21 protein-coding genes and 1 pseudogene are annotated in these 22,312 nt (G+C 67.1%); 7 read left to right on the top strand and 15 right to left on the bottom strand.

Going from position 1 to position 22,312, the window contains the following annotated elements:
• Positions 1 to 54: 54 nt before the first annotated feature.
• The 7 genes from AS594_RS35290 to AS594_RS35265 form a co-directional block, all read right to left on the bottom strand.
• Positions 55 to 591 carry a hypothetical protein gene (locus AS594_RS35290; RefSeq protein WP_141747198.1) on the bottom strand — a complete coding sequence of 179 codons (537 nt, stop codon included), beginning with the start codon at positions 589 to 591 and terminating at the stop codon, positions 55 to 57.
• Between the two features lie 36 nt (positions 592 to 627).
• Entirely contained in the window at positions 628 to 1,317 is a 690-nt protein-coding gene (locus AS594_RS35285) for a hypothetical protein (RefSeq protein WP_069935755.1), read from the bottom strand.
• 59 nt (positions 1,318 to 1,376) lie between these two features.
• Positions 1,377 to 1,634: a hypothetical protein gene (locus tag AS594_RS46690; protein WP_240509185.1), complete on the bottom strand. Its 258-nt coding sequence runs from the start codon at positions 1,632 to 1,634 to the stop codon at positions 1,377 to 1,379.
• A gap of 522 nt (positions 1,635 to 2,156) precedes the next feature.
• Positions 2,157 to 2,378 carry a hypothetical protein gene (locus tag AS594_RS35275; protein WP_069935754.1) on the bottom strand — a complete coding sequence of 74 codons (222 nt, stop codon included), beginning with the start codon at positions 2,376 to 2,378 and terminating at the stop codon, positions 2,157 to 2,159.
• A gap of 352 nt (positions 2,379 to 2,730) precedes the next feature.
• Entirely contained in the window at positions 2,731 to 2,871 is a 141-nt protein-coding gene (locus tag AS594_RS46685; RefSeq protein WP_240509184.1) for a hypothetical protein, read from the bottom strand.
• Between the two features lie 99 nt (positions 2,872 to 2,970).
• Entirely contained in the window at positions 2,971 to 3,507 is a 537-nt protein-coding gene (locus AS594_RS35270) for a GNAT family N-acetyltransferase (protein WP_240509183.1), read from the bottom strand.
• A gap of 497 nt (positions 3,508 to 4,004) precedes the next feature.
• On the bottom strand, positions 4,005 to 4,322 hold the full coding sequence (locus AS594_RS35265) for an ArsR/SmtB family transcription factor (protein WP_069935753.1): 318 nt from the start codon (positions 4,320 to 4,322) through the stop codon (positions 4,005 to 4,007).
• A gap of 101 nt (positions 4,323 to 4,423) precedes the next feature.
• On the opposite strand from AS594_RS35265, the gene AS594_RS35260 reads away from it, so the two are divergent.
• From AS594_RS35260 to AS594_RS35245, 4 genes are all read left to right on the top strand, one after another.
• Positions 4,424 to 4,768 carry a putative quinol monooxygenase gene (locus AS594_RS35260; protein ID WP_069935752.1) on the top strand — a complete coding sequence of 115 codons (345 nt, stop codon included), beginning with the start codon at positions 4,424 to 4,426 and terminating at the stop codon, positions 4,766 to 4,768.
• A gap of 782 nt (positions 4,769 to 5,550) precedes the next feature.
• Positions 5,551 to 6,489, top strand: a complete 939-nt coding sequence (locus tag AS594_RS35255) for a hypothetical protein (RefSeq protein WP_069935751.1) — start codon at positions 5,551 to 5,553, stop codon at positions 6,487 to 6,489.
• Entirely contained in the window at positions 6,482 to 9,256 is a 2,775-nt protein-coding gene (locus tag AS594_RS35250; RefSeq protein ID WP_069935750.1) for a CHAT domain-containing protein, read from the top strand. Before AS594_RS35255 ends, AS594_RS35250 begins: the two co-directional genes overlap by 8 nt.
• Complete coding sequence (locus AS594_RS35245; RefSeq protein WP_069935749.1) at positions 9,256 to 10,080, top strand: hypothetical protein; 825 nt, start codon at positions 9,256 to 9,258, stop codon at positions 10,078 to 10,080. Before AS594_RS35250 ends, AS594_RS35245 begins: the two co-directional genes overlap by 1 nt.
• 347 nt (positions 10,081 to 10,427) lie before the next feature.
• Here AS594_RS35245 and AS594_RS35235 read toward each other — a convergent pair whose 3' ends face one another.
• The 4 genes from AS594_RS35235 to AS594_RS35225 form a co-directional block, all read right to left on the bottom strand.
• Positions 10,428 to 10,961 carry a hypothetical protein gene (locus tag AS594_RS35235; RefSeq protein ID WP_069935747.1) on the bottom strand — a complete coding sequence of 178 codons (534 nt, stop codon included), beginning with the start codon at positions 10,959 to 10,961 and terminating at the stop codon, positions 10,428 to 10,430.
• Positions 10,961 to 11,149, bottom strand: a complete 189-nt coding sequence (locus AS594_RS46680) for a hypothetical protein (protein WP_240509182.1) — start codon at positions 11,147 to 11,149, stop codon at positions 10,961 to 10,963. Before AS594_RS46680 ends, AS594_RS35235 begins: the two co-directional genes overlap by 1 nt.
• 43 nt (positions 11,150 to 11,192) lie before the next feature.
• Positions 11,193 to 11,516 (bottom strand): hypothetical protein, encoded by a 324-nt coding sequence (locus AS594_RS46675; protein ID WP_240509181.1) that lies wholly within the window; start codon positions 11,514 to 11,516, stop codon positions 11,193 to 11,195.
• Between the two features lie 359 nt (positions 11,517 to 11,875).
• Positions 11,876 to 12,613, bottom strand: coding sequence for a hypothetical protein (locus AS594_RS35225; RefSeq protein ID WP_240509180.1), 738 nt, complete (start codon positions 12,611 to 12,613; stop codon positions 11,876 to 11,878).
• 406 nt (positions 12,614 to 13,019) lie between these two features.
• Here AS594_RS35225 and AS594_RS35220 point away from each other — a divergent pair, with 406 nt between their 5' ends.
• Entirely contained in the window at positions 13,020 to 13,814 is a 795-nt protein-coding gene (locus AS594_RS35220) for an IS5 family transposase (RefSeq protein WP_107383068.1), read from the top strand.
• On the opposite strand, the gene AS594_RS35215 is transcribed toward AS594_RS35220, so the two are convergent.
• Positions 13,762 to 14,289: a hypothetical protein gene (locus tag AS594_RS35215; protein ID WP_107358027.1), complete on the bottom strand. Its 528-nt coding sequence runs from the start codon at positions 14,287 to 14,289 to the stop codon at positions 13,762 to 13,764. The genes AS594_RS35220 and AS594_RS35215 overlap by 53 nt on opposite strands.
• A gap of 332 nt (positions 14,290 to 14,621) precedes the next feature.
• On the opposite strand from AS594_RS35215, the pseudogene AS594_RS35205 reads away from it, so the two are divergent.
• Positions 14,622 to 15,853: pseudogene (locus tag AS594_RS35205) on the top strand (IS3 family transposase).
• A 723-nt stretch (positions 15,854 to 16,576) separates the two neighbouring features.
• Complete coding sequence (locus AS594_RS35200) at positions 16,577 to 17,920, top strand: right-handed parallel beta-helix repeat-containing protein (protein WP_240509179.1); 1,344 nt, start codon at positions 16,577 to 16,579, stop codon at positions 17,918 to 17,920.
• Here the strand turns inward: AS594_RS35200 and AS594_RS35195 are convergent.
• The 3 genes from AS594_RS35195 to AS594_RS35185 are packed head-to-tail and all read right to left on the bottom strand — an operon-like array spanning position 17,854 to position 22,263.
• Complete coding sequence (locus AS594_RS35195; protein WP_069774476.1) at positions 17,854 to 19,266, bottom strand: UDP-glucose dehydrogenase family protein; 1,413 nt, start codon at positions 19,264 to 19,266, stop codon at positions 17,854 to 17,856. The genes AS594_RS35200 and AS594_RS35195 overlap by 67 nt on opposite strands.
• Entirely contained in the window at positions 19,257 to 20,333 is a 1,077-nt protein-coding gene (gene galE / locus AS594_RS35190; RefSeq protein ID WP_069774478.1) for a UDP-glucose 4-epimerase GalE, read from the bottom strand. Before galE ends, AS594_RS35195 begins: the two co-directional genes overlap by 10 nt.
• A 55-nt stretch (positions 20,334 to 20,388) precedes the next feature.
• Positions 20,389 to 22,263, bottom strand: coding sequence for a glycosyltransferase family 2 protein (locus AS594_RS35185; protein ID WP_069935746.1), 1,875 nt, complete (start codon positions 22,261 to 22,263; stop codon positions 20,389 to 20,391).
• Positions 22,264 to 22,312: the final 49 nt, after the last annotated feature.

The raw sequence follows: 22,312 nt of genomic DNA, 5'->3' as shown, positions 1-22,312 counted from the left end.
CACCTTGGCCAGCTCCACTGACCGCCCGCCCACAGGACAAGTCGCCCACCCGGCCTATGCCGCGTACGTCGGAGTCCCCGAGACGGGATGCAGGGGCAGATCGGAACTGTACGGGGAGTCGCAGCGGGCGCCTCGTTGCTGGGAACCGACGCAGCGAGGAATCTCGTTCGAATGACAACAGGGAGGAGTCACGCGCCCCGGCGCAGGAATCTGCCCTGCGGCCAGTCTGCCCCGCGTCAGATCGAGCTTCTCGGCGTACTCGAAGAGCAGCGTCGCGTCCTGCTCGAGATCCTCGAAGGTGCAAATGAGGTTGGCGCCGTCCTGCTTCCTGAAGAAGCGGCACCGTACGACGCCCACACCGTCCGCGTTCCACCATGAGGCATGCACGGCGTCGTCGCGCCGGCGCTTCAGTTCGTGCGCGTCACCCCACTGAAGGGTCTCGGCCAGTGCGGCGGCCTGCGGAATGCTCCGGCGTGACTGCGTCACCAGGTTCTTGTGCAGATCTGACCATGCTTTGTCGACCACCGAGAACTCGGTTCCCGCACTCGCGACAGCTTGAGCCTGGTGCCAGCTCTCGCTGGAAAGTGCCATGTCTCGCTGAGAATTTCACCTCGGCGCCGGGCGCGGTCAGCTGCCCGTGGGGAGCTTGCCGACGGCCGTCTTCATGTGGCGGTCCACCAGGGCGGGTGCGCCCACCAGCATCACCGCCACATTGCCCTTGCGGACCGCCATCGTCTTGAGCACCTGCGCCCCCGAGGGCAGTTCCATCGTCGACGTGTAGGCGAACTGTTCGTCTCCGAGCTCCGGGGCGGCGGACTTGACGACCTTCACCTCGATGGGAGTGGTGCCCGCCGTCATCGTGTAGGTGGGGCACGACGTGTAGGCGCCGAACAGTTCGCGCAGCTTGGTGGAGAGCATTGAGGGGCGGTCACTGTGCAGTTCCTCGCCGAGCGTGGCGTCCGTGTCGTAGGTGAAGCTGGTCTCCGCCTTCGCGGCGAACATGTTCTCGTCGCCGTCCTGCCCCATTTTCTCCAGCGCGGGGCAGCCCTGGACCGAGATGTCGTCGAACTTCCCGCTGTCGGGCTCCTCCTGGACCTGGACGTAACCCGATCCGAGGTCGGCCTGAGACAGCAGCAGGGGGCGCAGAGCGCCTTCCGCGAGAGGCTTGGGTTCCGCCGCCGGCTTGGCCCTCGACTTCGCGTCGCCGTCGCCTCCCCCGCTGCCGCTGCCGCTGCCGCTGCTGCACCCTGTGATCAGTACGCCGCACAGAGCGCTGGCCAGGATCCAGCGTCGTGTCCCGGACGTTGAGATGCGCATGAGATGACTCACAACTCCCTCCCCGATTAACCGAACATGACACTACTGCCTCGTATCGATCAGTGCGTCCCGCGCTCCACGCGTGTCGGCGGGGCGGCGCGGCGGGCGGGCCAGGTCTCGATCCGCGTGAGTCGTCCGCTGCGCCCGAGCGTCCCGCGCTTGGTGAACAGCAGGTGGGCGGCGGCCAGCAGGATGCCGTCGGCGTCGCGGGACGGGGCGTGCTGCTGGGCGCGGGTGCGCTCAACCAGGTCTTGCAGCAGTGAAGCCAGAAGGGCAGGTTGCTCGCTGGGGACCCGGTGGGTGGCGCCTTCGACCACATAAACGCGGGCGTGGGAGAGCTCGGCGGCAAGTCGGCATGTGTGGGATGACCCGGTCTTGGGCGCCCGTGACCAGATGGACAGGTGTGTCTTCCAGTGCGGCGAGGCGGCCCGAGACGTCGAAGTCCAAGATCGCGCGGAACCAGGCGGCCGCCACGTCGGTGGCTGGCCGCGGTGCTGCCGAGGGAGACAGATGATCTCGCAGGAAGCGCGTGGAGCGCGGAGCACGGGTGCAGGCTTCGGCGATGGCGGTGCGCGCGCTGCCCACGACACGGGCCAGTGGCGGATGTCCTTCGAGGCGCAGGGCGATCTCGCCGCTGCTGGCGCTCACCAGCAGCAAGCCCGCGAGCGCCACGGGCGTGGTGCGGCTGCCTCTTGCGGCGCCCATCAGTACGGCCTTCCCTGTCAAGTCAGCATGTTAAGAAATCGGAGGAGACTACCTACCAGGTCGGACTCCACCTCGCCGCCCTCTTCATCTGGTCAGCGCGGTGATCCGAAGGAACGACCTAGTCGGAGTGATGGTCAGAGGAGGTCCTGGATGACGTTTTCCGCCGCCCGGTGCTCGGCGGCGGCAGGGTCGAGCTCGCTGAGCGTCAGCAGAGAAGCGTCATCCTGGAGATAGCGCTCCCACGCCTCGGCCATCTGCTCCTGCTTCTCGCGCGGCAACCGCTGGACGTCATCCCGGTTTGCCGGGCTCAGTGCCCGGAGGAAGCGCGCCACGGTGTCTGTTTGATCAGTCTGCATGGGCTGCATCCTTCCAGCGCTCGCGCCGTGAGGACAGCCGCCCGGCCGCGCTTCGCGGAGTGACGCCCGGATAGGTGCGTCCGCCCATCCACCCTGTAGTCCGGCGTCAGGGAAATCGCATCCCCTGCCCGAACACCCACGGCGCGCTCACGCTCCGGCAGGCTTCCCAGCCGTCGACCGACGCCAGCGATAGTCCGCCCCGCGCCGCGTCCTGCGGTACCCAAAAGACCCGCCAACTCACGAGCCGCGCACCCCTCTTGATCAGCTTCAACGCGCTGATTCAATAGGGAACGCGCGATCGACCCCATCGAGTGCGCGGCCACGATGGCCGGGGTATCCGGGCTGGATGCGCTCAGCACGGCTTGCAGGTCGTCGGCCAGGAGCGCTGGTCGAAGGTGAGCACGCGCATCCGGTCGTCTGCCGGAAGGTGGCGGATCACGTCGTCCCACACGGCGGCGGAGGCCGACCAGTCGTGCGCCAGGATCAGCGTCACGTCGCGGCGGCGCTCGGCTCTCGCCGGTAGACGGCGAGGCGCGCGCCGTCCGGCCGGGACAGGTGCAGAGGCTCTGCTGGCGCGGTGAGGTCCATCGGGCTACCCGACGGGGACCGCGAGGTCGACGGTCGAACTGTGAATGGCCGGCGGGGCGGCACCGAGCGTCCTCATGATCTTAAGCATCCGCACGTTGTCCGAGCCGGTCATGACGACCATCGAGGAGCAGCCGAAGGCGCGGGCTTGCCTGCGGGCGTACTGCACCAGTGAGGTGCCCAGGCCCCGGCTCTGCCAGGCGTCCTCGATCATGATGCCGAGCTCGGCCGCGCAGGCCTCCGTCGTGCGGACCAGGTTGGTGGTCGCGACGAGCTGGTGTGGGTCGTCCTCGGGATAGGTGACCCAGGTGAGGCTGCTGTCAGGGCGGGTCAGGTGATGGAACTCGGCGAGGCGCAGTGCTCGCCGGGCGGCTTGGTAGCGGGCGAAGCGCGTCTGAAGTGAGCAGCGTTCATGGAGCGCGTTCACCGCGTCGAAGTCGTCGAGCGTCGCGGGGCGGGTGAGGGTCTGGGTCTCAGCGTGCGAGAGAACGGTTGTTGCGGCGGCTGGGTGTGGCGCGGTGGCATTCAGGGCAGGGGTGGGCACGGTAGTCCTCGGCTCGGAAGCGGGGCAGCGGGGGCTCAGGACACGGTGCTGGACCGCTGCAACCGCCGGTAGCCCTCCGGGGGCTACTGACCGGGGTCCGGCACCAGTACTTGAGGCGCTGTTACCCCGTGGCGGGATCGGGCCCATCGCAGGGCTGGGTTGGCCGCCGCAGGATGCGGCCGGGGTGTCGGCGCCGCTGCTCTCTCCGTGTTCCAGCCCAATCGGCGCCTGGCCCACCGGCCCACCGGAAGAAGCGCTCCTTCGGACCCGTCGCGGTGGAGGCTGTCGCCCATGACGCAGCTGTGGGTGTCCTGTCGCAACGCACGTGACACATGAAAGGGTTTTGACCTGCGGTGTTGCCAGACGGTTTGAGAATCCGGGCTCCGGACGTTCTCAATCGGCCTGGCTTTCACGGAAGTCGCGTCTGCCGTGGGCGCGGCGTCAACGCGAGCGTGGGTCAGGGCGCTGGTGTGAACGGGACTGTCCCGCCCCTGAGCTCACTCCTCCGGCTCGGCTGCCACGATGCCCAGCAGTCCAGGAAACCGCTGCTCGATGTCGGCCCGGCGCAGGCTGGCCATCCGGCTGTTGCCCCGGTCGACCTGCCGGATCAACCCGGCCTCGCGCAGTGCACGGAAGTGGTGTGTGACGGTCGCCTTGGAGACCGGCAGCCCGAAGGAGCTGCACGTCCTGGCCGCGCCGTCGGGTCCGGCTGCCAGCTCACGCACCACTCGGCGGCGCAGCGGATCTGCCAGCGCGGAGAGGACCGGGCCGAGCTCGATCTCCTCGACGTTCGGGTGGCCTTCACCGTCGGGCATTCGGGACACCTCCATTCAGGTACGGATTGCATCGTACCTATGAGTTCGGTAGCGTCCGGCAGGTACGAGATTGATTGTACCTATCAGGGAGAGAACCCTGCATGACTCAGCCATTCGCACTCGTCGGCACCGCTCGCCCCAAACCCGAACGTGCCGAGGAGCTGAAGCAGCTTCTGCTCTCGTTCGTCGAGCCGACCCGGCAGGAGTCCGGCTGCCTGGAGTACCACTTCCACGAAGATCGCAATGACCCCGGAGTCTTCGTCTTCTACGAGGCCTGGCGCTCCCAGGCCGATCTCGACGCCCACCTTGCCCTCCCCCACATGCAAGCCTTCTGGGAGCGGCGCATGGACTACCTGGAGACCGACCTCGACGTCCGCTTTCTCTCCATACACAGCCCCTACCGGTCGGTCGGCCGGACTGGAGCGCGGCCTCTGGCACCCCAGTGACGCCGCGCCGATCTTAAACGTCTCGACCGACCTCGCCCCCGCAGTACAGGCCGGACGCATCCGGTGCGGCGCCGCTCTGAGCGCGATGACATGAGAATCCGCCAGCACGGCTGGGACCCCGCGAGAATCCGCCAACTGGGATGCGACGGGGCAGCGGGCGGTCTCACGGCCGGTGTGGTTTCCGACGTCGATCCGACATTGGCCGTGAGATTCCGACACGGGATTTGAGATCCCACAGGGCTCCTTGTCGGCTATGCGGATGTGACCGAGGACTTTAGTTTGCGGATCATGATCTGAACCGTGGAGGTCAGAAGCGCGTCAAGGATTCATGTTTGCGGATCTTGAGAGGGTTAGTTTGCGGATCATGATGGTGGACGTTCACTGTGCGTGAGTATCATGGAGAGGCGGTCCGACGTCATGGCGGCAACAGGGCTGTTGCTGCCCTAGTCGTTGCCGTATTCGGGCTCGTGACCGATGTATTGATCGACGTCGCCTTGCCACAACCTCCCGGGGCAATACACCTAAGCACGGGCCCTCGCCCCGCTACCGCGCCCGCCTCGTCCAATGCGATATCCCGCTGGGCCTCTCTGACTGCTGCGTCTGGTCTGTTGGTCGTAGGGTGGACGGATCGCCGCGCACCCCAGAGCCGTTTGCGGTTCAATCTCTGTCCCTGCAAAGGTTGAACAGCCAGCCAGCACCTCGCCCTGACCGGGTCATCCGGACGTGCTACGTCGCGGCGGCGGGCGCATTCTGGAAATAGCAACGCTTCCAGGGAGCGCCAAATGTCCAAGAACAGGGAAGACCGGGAAAGCGTCGCGGAACGTGAGCAGATGCGGAAGGCAGTCGATTTCCAGGCCAAGATCGAGGGGCTTGCCGTCCTCACTGGGGAGGGCAAGCACAGGATCGAGATGGGCAAGCTGCGCGAACTCGTATCGGCTGAACCGGAGCAGTGTGTCGCCGCATGCCGTGCATACGTCGGTATGGCGGTGGACCGGATCAGCACGTGGCAGGCCTATGCGCAGTTCGCCATCGCGATCTCGTGGGCGTACCGGGCCGAGTTCGAGGACGACACCCTAATGGTCTGGGTGGCGGACGAACTCGAGGCGAGCGGCGTGGACGTACCTGCTCCGGCCCTGTCCGCCCCAGTCTGCAAGTCGGACGGCCCGGCAGCGGGAAGGACAGAGGTCGAGCACCTGGAGGTCGCATCCGAACTGTTGGCCTCCTGCGACATCTATCCGTTCGTCGTGCGCTATTCGCACCACGCACTCGGCTCGGGACCCGATGAGATCGTCCGGCTCAGACAGATGCGGGGCAGTCTGGTCATCAGCTTCGACGTGCCGCAACACGACCCTCGGGAGGTCTGGGAGGTTCCCGAGGTGCGGGCCTACGTGACAAAGCTCGCCGATCGTCTGCCCTATCTGCCGTACTACTTCTACCCGGATCCGAAGTACGCCATGGCGCAGGTTTGGATCTGCTGCCTGGCGCCGCCTTCGGCCTGGACGGGCAAGCACCTCGACCTCATGGACGAGGTCGTCCTGGTGCGCATGGCACACACGATGAACAGCCTGCAAGTGCTCGCCCAGCTGCTCGGTGACGACCCTGAAGAGGTGAGGCAATCGGTCTTCGCCTCGCTGCCGGCGGACTTCACGGCCATCGCCGCATCCGTGGCTCAGCAGATCGCGGATCTGGACGACGAGGGGACGCCTGAGGAGCATGCGTGACAAGGATGAGGTGATTCGGTGGGTCACTGCAGTGCTTGACGGTCAGGCATCGCGGGAAGAAGCGGTCCGGTTCTTTCAGGCGGTTCCCGGTGCTGCGGAAGCGGCCTTTCTCGAACAGCGCGCCACCCAGGTGCTCGACCTGATCGCCCGTATGAATCTGGAATCCTCGGTGATGCGCCTGCTAACTATGATCGAGCTGGGTGAGCGTGCAGCCTCTCCCATCGGTCCTCACCTTCAGACAGCGGTTCTGCTCGCAGGCGCCCAGAAACTCCTCATTCTCAATGTTCCGCATCGTGCCGGATCCTTCTTCGACCAGGCCGTAGAGTACACCGACGCATTCCCCAGAATGCACTTGCTGGCTCGACGAATGCGGCTCGACGTACTTTACGAAATGGAGAGATACGAGGAGTTCGACCAGGAGGTTTCGGCTGTCGTCTCCGACGCCGAACGGCAGGGTAGCACTGCCGATCTGTGCATGGCACTGCTCTACAAAGCCGATGCTGCAGCCAGACGGGGGCATGCGAAAACCGCATTGGAAACCATCACCGCCGCGCGCCCAATCAGGGACCTCGTCGACGAGCGGGATGCCCAGGCGATGGTTAGCCCTGCCGCCTTTGCGCGCAGGCACGGGCTCATCGCGCGCCAAGCCGGAGAGTTCGAGGAGGCGTTGGCCGTACTGGAGGACGCCCGTGCGCTCTCACTTGCCGCGGGCGACGTGGCCTGGGCAGCGTACGCGCTCAGTGAGATCGGGATCACCTGGGAACAGATCGGTGAACACACACGCGGCCAGAGCATCCTGCACCAGGCAGCCGTAGAGGCCGAGAGCGCGGGCCACACCGACTGGGCCCGGCACTGGCGCCACGACCTGCACAACGATGCGGCCGGGGAGGGTGAGCCCGACCTCTGGCACCGCGCGTCAGCGCTCATCCGTCATCCGGAGCGTGCTGCCGAGGCCATCCCGCTGCTGCGGGCATGCATCGCGGAGGCTCGCCGGCTTCACGAACCCTCCTACGAGGCGGACGCGCGGATGGGCCTCGCACTCGCCTATTCCAGGACCGACCAGCCCCTGCAGGCAGAGCTCTCCATCCGCGCTGCCATCGCCACCGCTCGCCGGCATGGAGACCACCTGCGCGAAATCCTGTTCCGTTCGCACCTGGCGCGGAATCTGACCAGCCGGGATCGGCTCCACGAGGCACTTGCTGAGGTCCAGCCCGCCCTTGAGCTGGGCGAACAGCTCCGCAAGCGAACCGCCTCGACGGAACTTCGCCAGAGCATCGGCGTCGCCCTGGCCGAGGCCTACGATGTGACCGTACTCGCCGCGTCTGTGAGCTACCGTCCCGGACGGTGGATGATTGCGGCCGGGGCCGACCCTGCAGGCCTCGAACCGCGGCCGGACACCTTGCTCCTGATAGGACAGCGGGCCCGGGCCGCCACGATGACGGAGGCACTGCGCGTGGGCTCGGCGGTCGAGGGCCACGACGACCCCGCGTTGGTCCGCGGCATGCTCAGGCTGCGAGCCGCCGAGGCCGCCCTGCAGCTCGCCGCCGCCGAGTACCGGCCGCTCGCGGAACCGATTGCCGAACGCAACCGAAGCGCGGCCGCCCTCACGGAACAGGCGGCGCGGTCGGGGATCCGGCTCACCGTGAGCTCCAACCCCGTCCCCCCGAACGAACTGGCCGCCGCGCTCACTCCCGGCGAAGCCCTGGTCGATCTGCTGGCTGTGCCGGAAGGCATCGCCTTCACGTGTCTCACCGGCGAAGGACGGACCACGGCCCGGCTCGCTCCCTGGCCGACGGAGGAACGTCAGGCGCTCCTTCGCCGCCTACAGCGCACCCGCAGAGAGTTCCTAGGAACGCATCCCGACGACCGGGATGAAACGGCCAACGCCGCCGAGCAGGCGCTGGCCGCACTGGACACGGCGCTGCTATCCACCATCGCCGAGCTGGCCGGGGAAGTCCTCACCGAGCCGCCCACGCGGATGCTGGTCACCCCCGAGAACGAGCTATTCCATCTTCCCTTCTGGCGGCTTGCCTCGCTCTTCCCTGGCTGCGCCGTCAGCGTCCTGCCCACCCCGGGCGCACTGCCCCTGATGAGGGCCCGACCGCGCGACGGTCGCCGCCCCTGGGTCTCGGTCCCAGATCCTTCGAGGACCCTTCGCCACACGACGTACGACCTGCCCGCCAACCTTCGTTACCAGCCGTGCACCCCCTCAGCTCAATGCTTGATCGACACACTGTCTGCGACGGGCCGTGTGCACTTCGCCTGCCACGGCCATTTCAACGGAGTAAGCCCCTACCGTTCCGGGCTCGAAGTCTTGGCCGGTCCGGAGCACGACCCGCTCGGTGCGCCGCGGCCAGGCGAAGGGGAAGCGCTTGAGCTGTTCACCGCCGCCCAGATCGCGGGTCGGCTCCACCTCCCGCACTGTGCCCTGGTCGTACTGGCGGCCTGCGAATCCGGACTTCCCCGGCTGCACGCAGCCAGTGAGTTCACCAGCCTCCCTGGGGCGTTCCTGATCGCGGGGGCACGCAACGTGGTGGCGTCGCTTTGGCCCGCACACGACGGAGCGGCGGCTCTACTCATGCACGCCTTCTACGAGGCATACACCACATCCCCTTCGGCCGCACTCGCCACCGCGCGAGCGCGGCTTGCGGCGATGTCCCGTGCCGAGGCGTCCGCACGCCTCGGCACAACCGATCTGCCGTACGGCGATAAGCCGTTCGGCGCGAGCATCTACACCGACTGCTTCCAGCACTACGGAGTCGACTGATGGCCGATATCGCGCGATCGTTCATATCTGAGCTGTCCGGCCTGTGGGGCGAGGGGTACTGGGTGACATGGCACCCCTCGACCCGGCACAGCCTGGGCGACATAGGCACTGTGAGTGCCGGCAGCCTTGTACCGATCAGCACCCTGGAGGAGAACGGGATCACCTCATTGGCACTGACTCCCGAGACACGCGACGAGCTGTCCTGGCGCACAAAGGGCCAGGTCGATGTCACGTTCAAGGCAGTGGGAAACACGGCTGGTGGTGTGTTCAGCGCACTCGCCGACGCCCAGGCTGGCGCCCTCGTCGAGTTCAAGGGAGACAATTCAGTGCTGGTCTCCTACCGGGGCCTCACCGAAAGTCGCTTGGCATCCCAGCCCGTGCTCGCCGCCGAGATGGTCAGCCGCTACTGGGCCGGTACCTGGCCCAAGGAGTGGTGCGTAGTGAGCCACCTCGTCACAGCGGAACACGGCACCGTACTCGCCGGGGGCGAGAAGGGCTCCACCGTCGAACTCGCCGCCCAGGCCACCGTCGGACCAGCTCCCGCCGCGATCGCCGACCTCGCAGTCAGGATGAAGGTGGCCCGCTCCAAGGGCCTCACCCTGGAGCTCCTGGGCGAGGCCATGACCCCGTTCTTCCGTATCCTGCGCTTGCGCCGCAAGTTCCTCAACGGCATCGAGGCCGTGTACGGGGCTTCCCCACTCCGGATCGGCTCCGGCAGGCCCAGCGAAATCCCCCAGGACATCCTTGAGGAAGCTCGCAGCGACCCGGACACCGTCCTGGAGTTCGCATCCCAGGCAGACCCCATCGGCGAGCAGTCAGCCTGAGCCTGGTAGCCGCTCGCGACACCCCGCACGGCGCGTCAGCTCGCGAGCCGCGCCTGCTCCGCCGCAACGGCCCTCGCGAGCCGCGCCTGCTCCGCCGCAACGGCCACAGCCTCCATGCCGTCCCGCATGCGAACGGACGGGCGAGGGCGCGGCTGCAGGAGATGCCAGAAACCCGTCCTCCGGTCGTGGTCACCGGCGGACGGTGTCCTTCGGGGAAAACTGACGATGGTCTCCCACGTCGCCAGCGCTGACTCCAGGTCCGTCACCGCGACCTGGGCAGCGTCACGGTGCCGCGTAATCCGCTCGAAGGCCTCCGCCTACAGCCACTTTCTGGGGGTTCAGCCCCTTCAGCCCCTCTTGTGGCAGTGGGACCCGCCGGAGTCCGAGCCGGCTCCGGCTTCCAGGGTCCGGTAGCCGAGGTGCTGCAGACCGAGTCGGACCGCCTCCGGGCGGTGCATCGCCTTCGTCTCCGCCACCTTCGCGTGGCGGCGCTGGGTCAGTGTTGTGCAGTCCGGGTCGTAGGCAGGCCGGGGTTCACCCGGCAGGGCCCGAGCCGGGTGGCCCTCCCGGAACCCCGTCTCGGCTTCCAATACATGTGCAGCCCTCAGCCGGGCCCGCTCCCGCTGGTCCTCGGTCAGGTCAGCCAGTGTCTTCGGCTGCCGGGAGACCGGCGAAGGTCGCCCCGATGTTTCGGCTCTCGGCAGAAGCCGCAGGTCGGCATGGTTGACGAGCCAGCGGAACGAGCGGGTCTCTGTGCGGCCGTCGCCATCCACGAGGACGAGCCGGCCGAGCTGGCCATGGACGTCTTTGATCGTCCACTCGACCCCGTTGAGCGCGACCTGCCTGCCCGGCGCGATCTGCAAGAACCCCCTCGCCGCCATTACGTCTCCCAGATCAGCGAGTTGTCGCGCAAGGGGCTCCCCAGATCAACACCGAGCTCGCGTTGCCAGAGCAGCCGGACGATGTTCGCCCGGCCAACGGAAGGCACGCTGGTCGCGTCCGCCAGCTCGGAGAATGTCATCACCCGTCCCGCCCGGTCGCCGACAGCGGTGAGCAACTGGTCCCGCATGCCCAGCAGATCCCTCGACGGCCGCCGGCGCGAGGACAGGTGATCAAGGACGCTCCAGAACATGCAGGCGCCAGGCCGCGACCACCGAGTACCGCCAGCCGCATGCCGCCGCCACCTCCCTGGCCGCCGCGAATTTCAGCGCGTCCTCGTCCTTGACCAGCTCCATCGGGCGGACGTCCAGCAGCCACATCCCGCCGTCGATCAGGGCCAGGAAGTCCGGGATGTGCCAGGACTGCCCGCCCATGTGCTCGAAGTCCAGCCGGAACGGCTGCGACAGCACCTCCGATGCACCCAGGAAGTCCAGCGCGACCAGCAGCCGCATCTCCTCCAACGACTCGAAACCGTGCTGCCTGCCCGTTGACGCCATGCCCTCAAGCCCGGGGCGATGCCGCTGCTTTGCCCGCCACGTGAACCCCCGCATCGGCCGGGACGACAGCACCGGCACGTGATCCATATCCCGGATCGGCCAGCAGGCATCGCCAACACCCACCCGCCACGTCGAACTCCACCGACACGGCCAGCCGTCCCCGAGCCGCAGCCGATCCTGCAGCCCGGCATCCCCCTTGTACTCCGCGATCAGCTGGTCCAGGTGACTTGAATCCGACGGGATCTTCGCCCTCGCTACCTCGCCCACGCGCCAACCACAGCACCCCCCGCCCGGCAACGGGGGCCATTTTTCGGAACTGATCGCAACGCAGTGTTATGGGACCAAGATCCGCAAACTAACTATCTCGCCCGCAAACTAAAATCCTCGATCACAGCGGAAAGACGAGCAGTGCGGATCTCGGCCGCGGCGCTGCGCAGGCGCGCGGTGCACTGGGGGTAGTCCGTGCCGGAGACCAGTAGGTGACCTCTGCGCCGCAGGGGTCCCACGCGGCGCTCAACCGAGTACGGCCGAAGCGTGGCGTACGGGGGGACGTGGTGAAGGGCTGCCGTGTTCGGGGGCAAGTAAGGGGTCGTGTCGGGACCCTGGAGGAAGCGCACCGCGCTCGCGCCGAGGCGGCTCTCGTCGGTGAGGACGGTCCCGCCGCGGGCGTGGTGGGCGGCCTGGGAGATGAGGTCGATCCCGGTCACCTGCTCGATCAGCATGCCTATCAGGGGGTCCGTGAGGTGGGTCGCGACGCTGATGACCCGTGGTCCGGTTGAGGTGATCCGCATGCGGATCTGCGCCAGTCCTGAGCGATGCCCGAGGGCGGCCAGCGCACGGCTCGCCGTGTCCTCGACGGCGGGGGCGCAGACGTCTTCCGCGTCGACCACCACTTCCACCGGGAGCAGGGCGGGCTCGGCCTGCGGGTCAAAGGTGGCGTGGGAAATGGCGACAACCCTGGGTCCGGATGGCGAGTCGGAGGTGTAGACGGTGGCTTCGATCCCGTCGAGCAGTGGCTCTATCACGGTGCCAGTGCCGGGCCAGGTGGCGGCGGTGGCCTGAGCGAGGGCTTCTGCGAGCTCCGGCAGGCCGGTCACCTGCCTCGCTGCGTACCGGGTGCGGGGCGAGGCGGGCTTGCACACTAGCGGGAAGCCGACTTGATGTGCTGCTTCCAGGGCCTGGTCGTAGGAGTCCGCGTGGACGGCTCCGCTGTTGTCGACGCCAGCAGTACTGAGTAGCCGTATCTCAATCGATCATGGAACGTGTAGGTCGAACAGGTTTCCCGCCGGGGTGATCTTCCCGTTGTGCGCGCATGAAGGCAGGGCCTCTCGGTAGCTCGGGGATGCGAATCTAACCGAGCAGTGCCGGGAGGCCCTGGTGTCGTTGTTGTACGCGTCCGAACCCGTTCAGTTCAACTCGGCTGCTCCATCGTGTGACTGCCTCGCGCATGTGTACGGCAACGCGGCCGACCATCCGGACCGGGAACGCCGGTATCCCTCGGACATGTCGGATGCGGAATGGGCGGCCATCCGGCCTTTGGTGCCGGTGCCGGCCTGGCTTCAGGGACGGGGCGGGCAGCCCGAGGGCTACTGCCATCGGCAGATGTTGGACGCGATCCGTTACCTGGTCGCGGGCGGGATCTCCTGGCGGGCGATGCCCGTGGACTTCCCTGATTGGGGCCGGGTCTACGCGTTCTTCCGCCGCTGGCGCGAGCACGGGCTGACCACAGAGTTCCACGACCGGATGCGCGGACGGGTGCGTGAGCAGGAGGGCCGTGAGGCGGAGCCGACGGCCGGGATCATCGATGCGCAGTCGGTGAAGGCAGCGGCCTCGGTGCCGTCCGTCTCGCGCGGATGGGACGGCGGGAAGAAGGTGGGCGGCCGCAAGCGGCACATCGTGACCGACTGCCTCGGTCTGCTCCTGGTCGTCGCGGTCACCGCCGCGAACATCGGTGACCGGGATGCCGCGGTGGGTCTGCTGCAGCGGCTACGCCGCCTGCACCGCGACATCTGCCTGGTCTGGGCCGACGGCGGTTACACCGGCGGCCTGGTCGACTGGTGCCGGCAGAAACTCGCGCTCACCCTGGAGGTCGTCAAGCGCACCGAAGATACGGCGGGGTTCGTGGTGCTGCCGAGGCGTTGGGTGGTAGAGCGCACGTTCGCGTGGTTGATGCATTCGCGCCGACTGGCCCGGGACTACGAGACGTTGCCAGCCAGCAGCGAGGCGATGATCCGGTGGTCGATGGTCACGCGGATGGGCCGGCGTCTGGCGCGGACACGGGCCGCCGGCCGGCTCTGAACATCCCCGACGTCTCCTGCATGAGCCACCCGCGCTCCACCAGGCGCCTGGCCTTCGAGCGCACCCCCTCGACCTTCGCCGGCGTCGTCTCCAAGCCCAGCCCCACCGTGATCTCCCTGGCCTTCAGCGGTCCTTGGCCCGCCGACTGCCGCTCCTCCAGCACGCCCAGGATCCGCTGGTAGTCCGGCGCCAGCACCGTCACGGGCAGTCCTTCGCGCCAGGGTGGCACGATCGAGCCCGGCACCGGCGCGGGCGCGGTTTCCCGCTCCGCCTCAACCTCGGTCACTGCGGTGGTCCCGGCAACCGAGGCTGCCAGGGCCTCGACCAGCTCTTCCCGCGCGATCACCCGCCGGTCCAGCTCGATCTCGGCGGCCTCCAACACCCCAGCCAAACGGGCGACTTCCTCCCGCAGCCCTTCCACCCGCACCCGGGCCGCTGTCTCCCGCTCCTCCAGCACTCCCAGCACCGACGCCATCGCGCACCCCTCACTCACGGAGCGGAAACAAGACGCCGGATGTCTCCCTCCTTCAGAGCTAGACCATTCCTGACCAGCACAAATCAAGCGATCATGTTCGGTTGAGATACGGCTTCTGAGGAGTTGGGCGGTGCGGTGGCGCAGGGTGGTCACTTCGATCGTCGCGTTGGATGGCCCGGGCAGTGCGAGCTCCCGCCGGAGATGGGCGGCCGTGCGGGCATGGGCGGGATGAAAGGTGAGCACGCCGGCGATGGGCTGGGGGGGCCTCCCCCTGAGTGGTGGACACGCTGATACTGGATCTGCTCGATCCGGAGGAAGCGAGAAGACCGCCGATGGCGATGAAGGACTATTCGGACGAGTTCAAGGCCCGTGGCCCTGTACGAGTCCACACCCGGGGCGATCTACAAGAGCATCGCCGCTGACCTGGGCGTCAACCGGGCGACCCTGCGGGAGTGGGTACTGCGGGACCGCGAACGCCGTGGCATCACCGCCGCGGCTGCGAAGCCGGGCGCCCAGCCTCGGGAGGCGGTGCCGTCCGCTGATCCGAACGAGCGGGTGCGGCAGTTGGAGGCCCGGGTGGCCGAGCTCGAGGCAAGTGAGCGCAAGCTCGCCACCGAGCGGGACATCCTCCGCAAGGCGGCCAAGTATTTCGCCGGAGAGACGAACTGGTGATGAGCCGCTTCCAGTTCGTTGACGACCATCGCAACACCTACGAGGTGAAGCGGCTCTGCCAGGTCCTGGACGTGAACCGGTCCAGCTACTACAAATGGCTCGCCGGCGCCGAGGCCCGGGCCACCCGGCAGCGGGAGGACCGGATCCTGGCCGAGGAGATCCGCGAGGTCCACGGCGCATCCGGCGGCGCCTACGGCTCCCGCGCGTGACCGCCGAGCTCCGCGAGAAAGGACGGCGGGTCAACGAAAAGCGCGTCGCCCGGATCATGCGGACGTTCTCCATCACCGGAATCCGCCTGCGCAGACGCGTGCGCACCACCGTCCCCGACCCGGCCACCTCACCGGTCCCGGACCTGTTCCAGCGGGACTTCACCGCCACCGAACCCGGCCTGAAATACATGGGCGACATCACCTATCTCCCCCTGAAAAACGGGGAGTTCCTCTATCTCGCGACCGTGCTGGACTGCTTCAGCCGCAAGGTCGTCGGCTGGTCCATCGCCGACCACATGCGCACCGGCCTGGTCGCCGACGCACTGCGGATGGCGGCCTCGACCCGAGGCGGCCTGGACGGTGCCGTGTTCCACTCCGACCACGGGGCCCAATACGGATCCCGGGCCTTCGCCGGCCTCTGCGACCAGTTCGGAGTGACCCGATCGATGGGCGCGGTCGGCACCAGCGCCGACAACGCGGCCTGCGAAAGCTTCCACGCCTCCCTGAAACGCGAGACCCTCCAGGGCACCCACGACTACGGTGACGCCGACACCTGCCGCAGGACCGTCTTTGCCTGGCTGACCCGCTACAACACCCGCCGCCGGCACTCCGCCAACGGCCACCTCAGCCCCAACGAATACGAACGCCGACACCACACCGCTAAACTCACGCTCGCCGCGTGATCAATAACCGCGTGCCCACCTTCACGGGGGAAGGCCCATTCTTCATCCCTGTGCGACATGTCATTAACAAACCCAGCACGTAGCGTCTGGCAGGCTGATCTTCTACGCGTCGGGACCCGAATTCGGAACTGAGGGGTGTCGTCGGCGTCATCCCTCCTCCTGCGGACTGCGCTCGGTTGGACAACCTGGCGCTGTCGGAAGAGGGCTGCTTCGCTGCCGATCATGGCTGGTTGCAGGGTCTCGGCTGCCCCGCCTGAAAGGTGCAAAGCTCCGCCGTCGGAGATTCTGCCGGTGACGCCGGTGCTCGCACGAGTCCATTCGGCAGTGACTAGAGATGAGAGAGGGGCGCCGATGCGGAGCCGAACGAGCAGGGATGGTCATCGTTTCGTCGGACGTCCGCGTGGCGTTGGGTGCTCTCTACGAAGCAGGCACGTCGCGACGGGTGGGCTCGCGGCCGCAATCCTTTTCCTCTTCGGATGTGAGCTGCCTAGACCGTACGCACCGCCGAGCCCGAACGCTGCGGGTGGGTATACGTATTACATCAGTCCGGATGGTGACGACGAAAATGACGGTATGTCCTCCTCCCGCGCTTGGCGGTCGCTGGCGCGGGCCGACTCGGCAAGGTTCAAGCCTGGGGACCGGCTGAGACTCCGGGCTGGTGTCCGCTTCCGCGGCGAGTTGACTCTTGGCTCGCAAGATGCGGGAAGCGCGAAGGCTCCCGTGGTGATCGATTCGTACGGCGACGGACGAGCCACGATCGTGGCCAACGGTAAATCAGGAATCTCCGTCCACAACACAGCTGGTGTCGAGATCCGCAATCTCAACCTCGTCGGCGACGCCACCTCGTTCAAGAAGCGGGCCGGCATCAGCTTCTTCGCCGATGCCGCAGGCGGCAAAGAGCTGGACCACGTCACCGTCTCCAATGTCGATATCTCACGTTTCCGGACCGGGATCGGGATCGGCGCGGGAAGGGGTAGCTCAGGCTTCCGCGATGTGCGGGTCACCGACTCCACCGTGCGCGACAACAAGGATGCGGGTCTCGCCACGTACGGGCCCGCCTTCGATGCGGAGGCTCCGAAGTACGCGCATGAGCGTGTGACCCTGTCACGAGTCAAGGCGTACGGCAATGACGGCGACCCAGCGGCCCACGACCGCAATACCGGTAGCGGCATCGTCCTCGGCAGTGTCCGCACCGGCAAGGTACAGCGGTCCATCTCGCACGACAACGGGTCGAAGTCGTCTGCCATGGCAATGGAGGGGCCAGAGGGGATCTGGACGTACGACTCGACCGGATTGGTCATCGAGAACAACGTGTCGTACGCCAACCACACCGGCTCTCGTTCGGACGGTGGCGGGTTCGGCCTGGACAACAATGTGTCCTCCTCGGTGCTCCAGTACAACCTGTCCTTCCGCAACGACGGCCCCGGATACTTGGTCTATTCCGCTGCGGACAACAGTGCGCACAAGAACAACACCGTCCGCTTCAACCTCAGTGGGGACGACGCCCGGAAGTTGTCCCTGTATGGCGGGATCGTGGCGTACGGAACGCGGATCAAGGACTTGGATGTCTACCACAACACGGTCGTGCAGAAGGCCAACGGGTCCGTGCGAGCCCCGGCCCTGCGTCTGCAGGAGGGACTCAGCGGCGCCATGGTTCGCAACAATCTCTTCGTCACTGACCGGGCCTCGCTGGTCGAGTCGCTAACGGCCTACACACCCGCACAGGTGCGCTTCCAGGGCAACGGCTACTTCAGTACGGGAGATTGGCAGGTGCGGTGGGGTGGCGGAACGTACAACGATCTAGGCCTGTGGCGCACAGCCGCTGGTCAAGAACGGCTTGGCTCCGACCCGACGGGCACGAGCGAAGACCCGTGCCTTGCGGGTGTGACGGTCCCGATCACGAATGTGACCGAGACCGTCACGATGGTGCCAGCATGCACCGAAGGCGTGACGGGCGCAGTGGATCTGAGGTCGCTCGGCGTCGACCCCGGCCGTGTTGACTACTTCGGTGCGAGGCTTAGCCTGCCGGCGTCGATCGGGGCGGCCCAGCCCAAGCCGGCGGCGTGAGGGATGGTGACGTGTACAGGCTGGCGGCCGGGCGTCGGCCGTCCGAGCGCACGCACGGTCCAGCCAGCCGAGCGCCACAGCTCGGCATCAAGGCCATTGCGTGCGTCCAGGACGTTCGGCGTGCGCACCACCGCTGCCAGTGCGACGGGATCCAGCTTGCGGTACTGGCTCCACTCCGTCAGGTGCAGCACCAGACAGGCGTCCTGGCAGGCTGTGCTGACATCAGGGGAGTACCGTAGGGCGGGGAGGACCGCGCGAGCGTTGTCGACGCCTTCCGGGTCATGGAGGCAGACCTCGGCCCCTTCGCGGTGGATCGCAGCGGCGACGGCGAGCGAAGGCGAGTCGCGTACATCGTCGCTGTTCGGCTTGAACGTCGCGCCGAGCACCGCGACGCGGCGCCCGGTGAAGGTGCCGCCGGCCAGTTCTCTTGCGATGTCGACGGTGCGCCGACGCTGCCGCATATTGATCTCGTCTACCTCCCGCAGGAAGGCCACGGCACGGTCAACGCCGAGTTCACGGGCGCGGGCGGTGAAGGCCCGGATGTCCTTGGGGAGGCATCCGCCGCCGAAGCCGAGACCTGCGGAGAGGAAGCGACGTCCAATCCGCGTGTCGTGCCCGATCGCGTCAGCCAGGGTGACCACGTCGGCCCCGGATGCGTCGCACACCTCGGCCATGGCGTTGATGAACGAGATCTTGGTGGCGAGGAACGAGTTCGCCGCCACCTTGACGAGCTCTGCGGTCGCCGGATCCGTGCTGATGTATGGAACGCCTGCCTCCAGCATTGGCGCGTACACCGCACGAAGCACCTCGTCGGCGTGTGACGAGACGACGCCGGTCACGAGCCGGTCGGGCTGGAGGGTGTCGTGGACGGCGTAGCCCTCGCGCAGGAACTCGGGGTTCCAGGCGACCTCGACGGCTGAAGCGTCGGGGAGGAGTTCTGTCAATCGGGCGGCGAGCCGTTCCGTCGTGCCGACCGGAACAGTGGATTTGCCCACGATCAGGCACGGGCGGCGCAGATGCGGAGCCAGAGCGTCGATGACAGCGTCGACGTGACGTAGATCCGCGGCAAGGGAGTCACGCTGCTGTGGTGTGCCCACGCACACGAAGTGGACGTCGCCGAACTCGGCAGCTTCGCGCAGCGAGGTAGTGAATCTCAGCCGCCCGGAACCGATGTTCCTGGTGAGAATCTGACGCAGACCTGGTTCGAAGAAGGGGGGTCTGCCGTCGGCCAGCGCCCTGATCTTGTCGGCGTCGATATCGACGCCGAGGACCTCGTGCCCGATATCGGCCATGCACGCGGCGTGCACAGCTCCGAGGTACCCCGTGCCGATGACGGTCAACCGCATGCTGGGGCTCCTGTCTGAAGAACTTCAGACGACTCCAGATGAGTCAGTCTGGGATAGCCCGACGGGTTCTGCTCCTGGAATCGCCACGCGTCGCGGCACATCGTGGCGAGATCGCGCGTCGTGGCCCAGCTCCAGGCCCGGGCCACGGCGCTCGGATCAGCGACAAGCGCGGCCACGTCACCCGGCCTGCGCGCGACGATCTCGTAGGGGATCTCCCGGCCGCACGCGTCGGCGAAGGCTGCCACGAGTTGGAGGACGGAGGTGCCCACCCCGGTGCCGAGATTGAACGTGCGCATTCCGTTCGCATCACCGAGATGTTCGAGCGCGGCCCTGTGCCCCTCGGCAACGTCCATGACGTGGATGTAATCGCGGACTCCGGTGCCGTCCGCAGTGGGGTAGTCGTCGCCGAAGACCCTGAGCCGGCGCAGTCGCCCGATCGCGATCTGGGCCAGGTACGGCATGACGTTGTTGGGCACGCCCCGGGGGTCCTCGCCCAACAGCCCGGTTGGGTGAGCGCCGACCGGATTGAAGTACCGCAGCGCCAGGACGCGCATGTCCGGCAGGTGCCGACAGGTATCGGCCAGCACCTGCTCGCAGAGCCACTTCGTCGTGGCGTACGGGTTGGTGGGGCCTGCCGGGTCCTGCTCGGTCAACGGCTCCTTGGCGGCATCGCCGTAGATCGAGCAGGATGACGAGAAGACCAGCCGGTTCACGTCGTGCGTGCGCATCGCCGAAAGAAGTGTGGTAGTGCCACCGACGTTGGTGTCGTAGTACTCGACCGGATTCTCCACGGATTCGCCTACCGCCTTCTTCGCGGCGAAGTGGATGACCGCGTCGAAGGCATGGGTGTCGAACACCCTGGACAGTGCGCGCCGGTCGCGCAGGTCAATCTCGTAGGTCGCGGCGACCGGTCGGCCGGCGATCGCCGCAACGCGCTCCAGGGCCTGGGGCGAGCTGTTGGAGTGGTCATCGACAACGACCACGTCGTAGCCGTGATCGAGCAGCTCGACGCAGGTGTGGCTGCCGATGAATCCGGCACCGCCGGTCACCAGGACCGTTGCAGACATTGGATTACCTCTTTCTTTCAGGCTCGTCACGAGACTTCGTGGGGGCATGTCCGTTTCACCAGTTGAGTAGGCCTGCCAGGTAGACCGGGTACATCGAGATGGCCCACGCGAGCGGAAGGAGCACCGCGGTGCCGGCGAGGAGCGGCCCGCGGGCCGTCACCAGCGCGCGGTGCGCGGGCACTCCAGCCGCTCTGGCCGTCTCGACGACATGCAGTCCGCTAATCGCAAGCGTGACCACCGCGTACGACAGGGCGCCGATAATGCACAGGAAGACATATCCCGCCGCAGGCCCGGTGAGCTCTCCGATGATGGCCGCACCTGACAGTGTCGCTGTGATGAGGAGATGTGGCGCCACGAGCCGCAAAGGCAGGGGTTCCAGACCGTGACGTCTTTTCGGCGTGACCTTGAAGACGACCGTCCGGGGACGGAGCTTCTGCAGTACGGCTGCGCCCACCCCCCAAGCGACGAACGGCCAGCGGGACAGACTGAACAGCCAGTTCTCCCAGCTCAGCACTGGTGCGTCCGGTGGCCGCAACAGGCCGCGCCGACGCATCATCACGGCCATGAATGCCATCCATACGGACATCGCCCAGAAGTGGCCGAGGAATTCGAAGTAGTTCACGTTGATCCATGCCAGTCCGGTGACTGCTGCCACGGGAGGCAGCGCGAGTCCGGCCGTCGACGTCAGCGCGAGGAGCGGATAGAACAACAATGCGAGGAGGAACCTGACCCGCAGCCACCCGCGCAGGCGGCCCAGGTGCCGAGGGACCAGCCCGAAGAGCATCACAGCCAGGCTTCGCGACCACTGGAACTCCTGTGTCGCCATCGCGGCGAAGGTGATCGGCCCGTCGCCGTGAGCCTCGGCATCAATGGCGAATGCCCCTTGCCAGCCTGCCGAGTTGATGAGGAAGCTGGTGGAGAAGTCCTCGGCCAGCTCGGGGCCCACTCCCCCGATGTCCCGCAGAGCCCGAGTGCGAACTGCGTAGTGGGAGCCGATGCATACGGGAGCCAGACCTCCGGAGTGTCCGAGCTGGACAGCGCCGTGAAACAGTGCTTCCCGGTGGAGACGCCCTCGAGCCGACCACGAGGTGGCGGCGTTGGTGTCGCACACGCTCGGGGCGGCCACGTATCCGATCGCGGGGTCGGCGAACGGCCGGACCACCTCGGTCAGGTACGTCGGGTGCGGCACGTGGTCACAGTCGAGCTGGGCGACGACGTCGTAGTCCCGGTACCCCCAGTTGTCGTAGAAATATGCAAGGTTGCCCTCCTTGCATCGCGTCCGGCGGGGCCACGTGGCCCGGTGGTAGTCCGGCAGGCCACGCCGGCACGACATCCGCACCCCGTTCGCCTCGCACCACTGCAGGATCTCCTGAGACGGGTCCTCGTCGCAGAGCCACACGTGGTACGAGTACGCAAAGTCCTGCGCCAGCATCGCCCGGAGCGTGGCGCGGGCCATCTCCCATTGCTCGGAGGGGGCGCGGGTCACCACGAACGCGGCCCTCACGGGTGGCACCTCGATCTCCGGATTGAACCTGCGAAGGCGCAGGACCGCGACGAGGAAGTGCAGGGGAATGAGTGCCAGGTACATCAACAGCGCGCTGTTCACAGCCAGCCCTACCCAGCTGATCCGGTGCTCGGGCTGCAGCCACCATGTCCAGAACCAGACCAGGCACACTACCCAGCCGGCTGTCAACGCAGCCACCTTCACCCGGTCGAGCGGGGAGAGCGAGGTAGTGAAGCTCGAGGCTTGAATCCGCAGGGAGCGTGGTGGAAGACCGAACTCCGGCCCGTCGGAGGGGATTCGGACGACGTTGCCGTCCGAGAGGCCAAGGAGCTGGGCACTCAGGGCTTCGTGCGGACCGGCGGGCGCGGTGATCAGTTGGTCGGTCGCGTCAGAGTGGCCTGCGTAACCTAGCTCGGCCTGCGTCATGAAAATGCGCTCCGGAAGTCGTCTCGGCTTGGCGACCTGAATGGCTCAT

Origin of the sequence: Streptomyces agglomeratus, assembly GCF_001746415.1 — a bacterium.
Lineage (GTDB): Bacteria > Actinomycetota > Actinomycetes > Streptomycetales > Streptomycetaceae > Streptomyces > Streptomyces agglomeratus.
This window is presented reverse-complemented; position numbering and strand designations above follow the sequence as displayed.

Excerpts from the sequence above, each read along its gene's own strand:
- AS594_RS35290 (WP_141747198.1), bottom strand. The coding sequence starts at position 591 with ATGGCACTTTCCAGCGAGAGCTGGCACCAGGCTCAAGCTGTCGCGAGT.
- AS594_RS35285 (WP_069935755.1), bottom strand. The coding sequence starts at position 1,317 with ATGCGCATCTCAACGTCCGGGACACGACGCTGGATCCTGGCCAGCGCT.
- AS594_RS35275 (WP_069935754.1), bottom strand. The coding sequence starts at position 2,378 with ATGCAGACTGATCAAACAGACACCGTGGCGCGCTTCCTCCGGGCACTG.
- AS594_RS35265 (WP_069935753.1), bottom strand. The coding sequence starts at position 4,322 with ATGCCCGACGGTGAAGGCCACCCGAACGTCGAGGAGATCGAGCTCGGC.
- AS594_RS35260 (WP_069935752.1), top strand. The coding sequence starts at position 4,424 with ATGACTCAGCCATTCGCACTCGTCGGCACCGCTCGCCCCAAACCCGAA.
- AS594_RS35255 (WP_069935751.1), top strand. The coding sequence starts at position 5,551 with ATGTCCAAGAACAGGGAAGACCGGGAAAGCGTCGCGGAACGTGAGCAG.
- AS594_RS35250 (WP_069935750.1), top strand. The coding sequence starts at position 6,482 with ATGCGTGACAAGGATGAGGTGATTCGGTGGGTCACTGCAGTGCTTGAC.
- AS594_RS35245 (WP_069935749.1), top strand. The coding sequence starts at position 9,256 with ATGGCCGATATCGCGCGATCGTTCATATCTGAGCTGTCCGGCCTGTGG.
- AS594_RS35235 (WP_069935747.1), bottom strand. The coding sequence starts at position 10,961 with ATGGCGGCGAGGGGGTTCTTGCAGATCGCGCCGGGCAGGCAGGTCGCG.
- AS594_RS46680 (WP_240509182.1), bottom strand. The coding sequence starts at position 11,149 with ATGCGGGACCAGTTGCTCACCGCTGTCGGCGACCGGGCGGGACGGGTG.
- AS594_RS46675 (WP_240509181.1), bottom strand. The coding sequence starts at position 11,516 with ATGGCGTCAACGGGCAGGCAGCACGGTTTCGAGTCGTTGGAGGAGATG.
- AS594_RS35220 (WP_107383068.1), top strand. The coding sequence starts at position 13,020 with ATGTCGGATGCGGAATGGGCGGCCATCCGGCCTTTGGTGCCGGTGCCG.
- AS594_RS35215 (WP_107358027.1), bottom strand. The coding sequence starts at position 14,289 with ATGGCGTCGGTGCTGGGAGTGCTGGAGGAGCGGGAGACAGCGGCCCGG.
- AS594_RS35195 (WP_069774476.1), bottom strand. The coding sequence starts at position 19,266 with ATGCGGTTGACCGTCATCGGCACGGGGTACCTCGGAGCTGTGCACGCC.
- galE (WP_069774478.1), bottom strand. The coding sequence starts at position 20,333 with ATGTCTGCAACGGTCCTGGTGACCGGCGGTGCCGGATTCATCGGCAGC.
- AS594_RS35185 (WP_069935746.1), bottom strand. The coding sequence starts at position 22,263 with ATGACGCAGGCCGAGCTAGGTTACGCAGGCCACTCTGACGCGACCGAC.